At 69.3% G+C, this 5,646-nt stretch carries 5 protein-coding genes; 4 read left to right on the top strand and 1 reads right to left on the bottom strand.

The genetic code is table 11. The features are described from left to right. Positions 1-47: 47 nt before the first annotated feature. On the bottom strand, positions 48-1,307 hold the full coding sequence (locus AC1D01_RS18300; RefSeq protein ID WP_477868728.1) for a Zn-dependent hydrolase: 1,260 nt from the start codon (positions 1,305-1,307) through the stop codon (positions 48-50). A gap of 246 nt (positions 1,308-1,553) precedes the next feature. Between AC1D01_RS18300 and AC1D01_RS18295 the strand changes: the two genes are divergently transcribed. From AC1D01_RS18295 to AC1D01_RS18280, 4 genes are all read left to right on the top strand, one after another. Beyond that, positions 1,554-3,182 (top strand): ABC transporter substrate-binding protein, encoded by a 1,629-nt coding sequence (locus tag AC1D01_RS18295; protein WP_477868732.1) that lies wholly within the window; start codon positions 1,554-1,556, stop codon positions 3,180-3,182. A 2-nt stretch (positions 3,183-3,184) separates the two neighbouring features. Further along, positions 3,185-4,138, top strand: a complete 954-nt coding sequence (locus AC1D01_RS18290; RefSeq protein WP_477868726.1) for an ABC transporter permease — start codon at positions 3,185-3,187, stop codon at positions 4,136-4,138. 37 nt (positions 4,139-4,175) lie between these two features. After that, positions 4,176-5,045: an ABC transporter permease gene (locus AC1D01_RS18285; protein WP_477868730.1), complete on the top strand. Its 870-nt coding sequence runs from the start codon at positions 4,176-4,178 to the stop codon at positions 5,043-5,045. Next, the coding region (locus AC1D01_RS18280) for an ATP-binding cassette domain-containing protein (protein WP_477868724.1) at positions 5,042-5,646 on the top strand (605 nt) is incomplete at its 3' end. The genes AC1D01_RS18285 and AC1D01_RS18280, both read left to right, overlap by 4 nt.

Here is a 5,646-nt window from a genome sequence, read left to right as displayed (position 1 = left end):
CCCCGAGGGGGCGCTCAGCCGACTTGGGGCGGCCCGGCGTCGGCTGATCACGTCGCCCTGTCGAGCATCGCGTGCAGCAGCACGTTGGCGCCTGCCGCGATGTGCTCGGGCAGTGCGTCCTCGATCTCGTTGTGGCTGATGCCGTCCTTGCAGGGCACGAAGATCATGCCGGTGGGGGCCACCCGGGCCACGTAGACGGCATCGTGGCCGGCGCCGCTGACGATGTCCATGCAGGGCAGGCCGAGCGCCTCGGCGGCCCGGCGCACGCTGCCCACGCAGGCCGCGTCGAACGCGCAGGGGTCGAACTTCACCACCTGCGCAATCGCCACCTGCAGCCGGCCGGCATCGGCGATGGCCGCGAACTCGCGCCGCATCGCGGCGTCCATGCGGTCCAGGCCCGTCTGCCGCGCGTGGCGAAAGTCCACCGAGAAGCGCACCTCGCCGGGCACCACGTTGCGTGAATTGGGCGTCACCTGGACGAAGCCCACCGTGCCGCGGCCGTCGGGCGCCTCCGCCAGCGCAATGCGGTTGACCGCCTCGACCATGCGCGCCGTGCCCAGCATCGCATCGTGCCGCAGGCCCATCGGCGTGGGGCCGGCGTGCGCGTCCATGCCGGTCACCGTCACGTCGTACCACTGCTGGCCGAGCGCGCCCTGCACCACGCCGATCGGCAGGCCCTGCGCTTCGAGCACCGGCCCCTGTTCGATGTGCGCCTCGAAGTAGGCCGCGAACATGCCGCCCGGGACCTCGCCGCAGGCCTGCGTGCCGCGGTAGCCGATGCGCTCGAGCTCGTCGCCCACCGCCAGCCCGGCCAGGTCCCGCTCGCCCAGGATGCGCGCTGTGTCGAACACGCCGGCGAACGCACCCGAGCCCATCATCACCGGCGTGAACCGGGTGCCCTCCTCGTTGGTCCAGAACGCGACCTCGATCGGTGCGCGCGTGCGGATGCCGTGATCGTTCAGGGTGCGCACCACTTCGAGGCCCGCGAGCACGCCGAAGTTGCCATCGAACTTGCCGCCCGAGGGCTGGGTGTCGATGTGGCTGCCCGTGGCCACCGCGCGCGCGGCGGGGTCGGTGCCGGCGCGCCGTGCGAACACGTTGCCCACCTCGTCGATGCGCACCGCCATGCCGGCCTCGTGGAACCAGTGCAGCACGAGATCGCGGCCGTGGCGGTCCTCGTCGGTCAGCGCGATGCGGCGCACGCCGCCCTTGGGCGTCGCGCCGATGCGCGCCAGGTCCATCAGCGATTGCCACAGGCGCGCTCCATCGACCTGGAGCGCGGCGGGTGCGGAAAGGGTGTTGTTCACGGGGTGAGGTGCAGGTGGAAGGTTGAACGGCAGCGCCTGGCGGACAGCAAGTTTCGAGCCAATGATATGGACAAACAGTCGCTAGATATCGAAAACGAGTCTTGCAATATCGATTATCGATACATGACAAGCTGTTTGGCACAGCGCTTGCATATCCGGTGTCGAGCCCGTGAACCCCTTCAACCCCACCCGGATGGTGACCCGATGAGCCCGAACCCGTTGTTGTCTTYGCGCCTGCGCAATCGCATGGTCGTGCCCGCGATGGCTTTCTCGCTGCTGTGCGGCACGGCCGCCATGGCGCAGGAGAAGGTGCTTCGCATCGCGATGACGGCGGCCGACATCCCGCGCACGCTGGGGCAGCCCGACCAGGGCTTCGAAGGCAACCGCTTCACCGGCATCCCGATCTACGACTCGCTCACGCAATGGGACCTGTCGAAGGCCGACGCCCCCAGCGTGCTGATCCCGGCGCTGGCCACGTCCTGGGCGGTCGATGCCAAGGACAGGACGAAGTGGGTGTTCAAGCTGCGTCCCGGCGTCAAGTTCCACGACGGCTCGGCGTTCAATGCCGATGCGGTGGTGTGGAACGTCAACAAGGTGCTCGACAAGTCGGCGCCTCAGTTCGATGCCAGCCAGGTCGGCGTGACCGCCTCGCGCATGCCCACGCTGCGCAGCGCGAGGAAGATCGACGAGCTGACGGTGGAGCTCACCACCAGCGAGCCCGATTCCTTCCTGCCGATCAACCTGACCAACCTCTTCATGGCCTCGCCCGCGCACTGGGACGCCAAGCTCAAGGCGGTGCCTGCCGCCACCACCGATGCCGCCGAGCGCGCCAAACAGGCCTGGACGGCCTTTGCCGCCGATCCTGCGGGGTCCGGCCCGTTCAAGGTCACGCGCTTCGTCTCGCGCGAGCGGCTGGAGCTGGCCGCCAACAAGGCCTACTGGGATGCGAAGCGCACGCCGAAGATCGACAAGGTGGTGCTGATCCCGATGCCCGAGGCGAATGCGCGCACCGCCGCGCTGCTGGGCGGCCAGGTCGACTGGATCGAAGCGCCCTCGCCCGATGCGATGCCGCAGATCCAGCAGCGCGGCTTCAAGATCTACTCGAACGCGCAGCCGCACGTCTGGCCGTGGCAGCTGTCGTTCGCCGAAGGCTCGCCCTGGCTCGACAAGCGCGTGCGCCAGGCCGCCAACCTGTGCGTCGACCGCGGCGGCCTCAAGCAGCTGCTGGGCGGCATGATGGCCGAGCCCAAGGGCACGGTGCCGCCGGGCCACCCGTGGTGGGGCAACCCGGCGTTCGACATCCGCTACGACGTCAAGGCGGGCCAGGCCTTGATGGCCCAGGCCGGCCACTCGGCCGCCAGGCCGTTGAAGGTCAAGGTGCAGATCTCGGCCTCGGGCTCGGGCCAGATGCAGCCGCTGCCGATGAACGAGTTCGTGCAGCAGTCGCTGAAGGCGTGCTGGTTCGACGTGCAGTTCGACGTGATCGAGTGGAACACGCTGTTCACCAACTGGCGCAAGGGCGCGAAGGACCCGTCGGCCAACGGCGCCAGCGCCGTCAACGTGAGCTTCGCGGCGATGGACCCGTTCTTCGCGATGGTGCGCTTCGTCAGCACCAAGACCTTCCCGCCGGTGTCCAACAACTGGGGCTACTACGGCAATGCCGAGGTCGACAAGCTGGTGGCCGATGCCCGCACCGCCTTCGACGACACGGCGCGCAACGCGGCGCTGGCCAGGCTGCACGCCCACATCGTCGATGACGCGCCCTTCGTCTGGATCGCGCACGACGTCGGCCCGCGCGCGATGTCGCCCAAGGTGAAGAACGTCGTGCAGCCGAAGAGCTGGTTCATCGACATCGCGACGATGACGATGGACTGAGCATGCTTGCCCACCTGGCCCGGCGCATCGTGCTTGCGCTGCCCATCATGCTCGGCGTCGCGCTGGTGTGCTTTGCGCTGGTGCACCTGGCGCCGGGCGATCCGCTGGTGTCCATCCTGCCGCCGGATGCGTCGGCCGAGCTGCAGGCGCAGCTGAGGCAGTTGTACGGTTTCGACCGCAGCTACCCCGAGCAGTTCGTCGCCTGGCTGTGGCGGGCCCTGCACGGCGACCTGGGCGTGTCGATCGCGACCAACCGGCCGGTGGTCGGCGAAGTGCTCAAGGCCGTGATCAACACGCTGCGGCTGGCGGTGGTGGCCACGCTGATCGGCTTCGCGCTGGGCTGCCTGTTCGGCTTCGTGGCCGGCTACTTCCGCCGCTCGTTCATCGACCGGCTGGCCTCGATGCTGTCGGTGCTGGGCGTCAGCGTGCCGCACTACTGGCTGGGCATGGTCCTGGTGATCGTGTTCTCGTCGCAGCTGATGTGGCTGCCCGCCACCGGTGCCGGACCCAGCGGTTCCGACGACTGGGCCTGGGACGGGGCGCACCTGCAGTACCTGCTGCTGCCGGCGCTGACGATGTCGGTGATCCCGATGGGCATCATCGCGCGCACGGTGCGGGCGCTGGTCTCGGAGCTGCTCGACCAGGAGTTCGTCGTCGGGCTGCGCGCCAAGGGCCTGACGGGCTTCGGCATCTTCCGGCACGTCGTGAAGAACGCGGCGCCCACCGCGCTGGCGGTGATGGGCCTGCAGCTGGGCTACCTGCTCGGCGGCTCGATCCTGATCGAGACGGTGTTCTCGTGGCCGGGCACCGGCTTCCTGCTGAACTCCGCCATCTTCCAGCGCGACCTGCCGCTGCTGCAGGGCACGATCCTGGTGCTGGCAATGTTCTTCGTGCTGCTGAACCTGCTGGTCGACATGCTGCAGACGCTGCTCGATCCGCGCATCGCGCGTGGGTGAGGAAAGTGAGGAAAGGATGGCCGTGAGCACCCTTGTCATGTCACCGGTGGCCTCGGCTGCACGGCGTTCGCGCGGCTACTGGGCCTCGGTCGGCCACCGCTTCCTGCGCGATCCGGTGGCCGTCGGCGCCGCCATCGTCGTGCTGCTGTGGCTGGGGCTCGCGCTGTTCGGGCCCTGGCTCGCGCCGGCCGATCCGTACCAGGCCTCGATGCTCCAGCGGCTCAAGCCCATCGGCACGCCAGGGTTGCCGCTGGGCAGCGACGAGCTGGGCCGCGACATGCTGTCGCGCCTGGTCGTCGGCGCGCGGCTGTCGCTCTTCATGGGCATCACGCCGGTGCTGTGCGCCTTCGTGTTCGGCGCGTCCATCGGCATCGTCGCGGGCTATGCGGGCGGCTTCGTCAACGCCGCGATCATGCGCACCGTCGACGTGTTCTACGCCTTCCCGTCGGTGCTGCTGGCGATCGCGCTGTCGGGCACGCTGGGCGCCGGCGTCTTCAATTCGCTGGTGTCGCTGACGATCGTGTTCATCCCGCAGATCGCGCGCGTCGCCGAAAGCGTCACGACGCAGGTGCGCGGGCGCGACTACGTCGAGGCGGCGCGGGCATCGGGCGCCGGCGCCTTCACGATCGTGCGCGTGCACGTGCTGGGCAACGTGCTGGGGCCGATCTTCGTGTACGCGACCAGCCTGATCGCGGTGTCGATGATCCTGGCCTCGGGCCTGTCGTTCCTCGGCCTGGGCGTGAAGCCGCCCGAGCCCGAGTGGGGCCTGATGCTCAACACGCTGCGCACGGCGATCTACGTGCAGCCGTGGGTGGCCGCCTTGCCGGGCGCGATGATCTTCATCACGTCGATCACCTTCAACCTGCTTTCCGACGGCCTGCGCTCCGCGATGGACAACAAGGCATGAACGAGAGCCTTCGCCCGGTGCATGACGACGTCGGCGGGCCGGCGCAGCCACTGCTGACCATCCGCGGCCTGCAGAAGCACTACCCGCTGTCCAAGGGCTTCCTCGGCCGCGGCGGCGGCAGCGTGCGTGCCGTCGACGGCGTCGACTTCGAGGTGCGCAAGGGCGAGACGCTCGGCGTGGTGGGCGAGTCGGGCTGCGGCAAGTCGACCACCGCGCGGCTGCTGATGCAGCTGATCCGGCCGACCGCGGGCGAAGTGGTGTTCGACGGCCGCACCGTGGGTGGCCGCGAGCTGCCGCTGAAGCAGTTCCACCGCCAGGTCCAGATGGTGTTCCAGGACAGCTATGCCTCGCTGAACCCGCGGCTGACGATCGAGGACTCGATCGCCTTCGGGCCCCAGGTGCACGGCAGCGGCCGTCGGCCGGCGGTGCAGCGGGCCCGCGACCTGCTGGCCCGCGTCGGGCTCGAGCCGCAGCGCTTCGCCGAACGCTATCCGCACGAGCTGTCGGGCGGGCAGCGCCAGCGGGTCAACATCGCCCGGGCGCTCGCGCTGCAGCCGCGGCTGCTGATCCTCGACGAGGCGGTGTCGGCGCTCGACAAGTC

The sequence above is a fragment of the Rhizobacter sp. P3_B12 genome, assembly GCF_056402895.1.
This window is presented reverse-complemented; position numbering and strand designations above follow the sequence as displayed.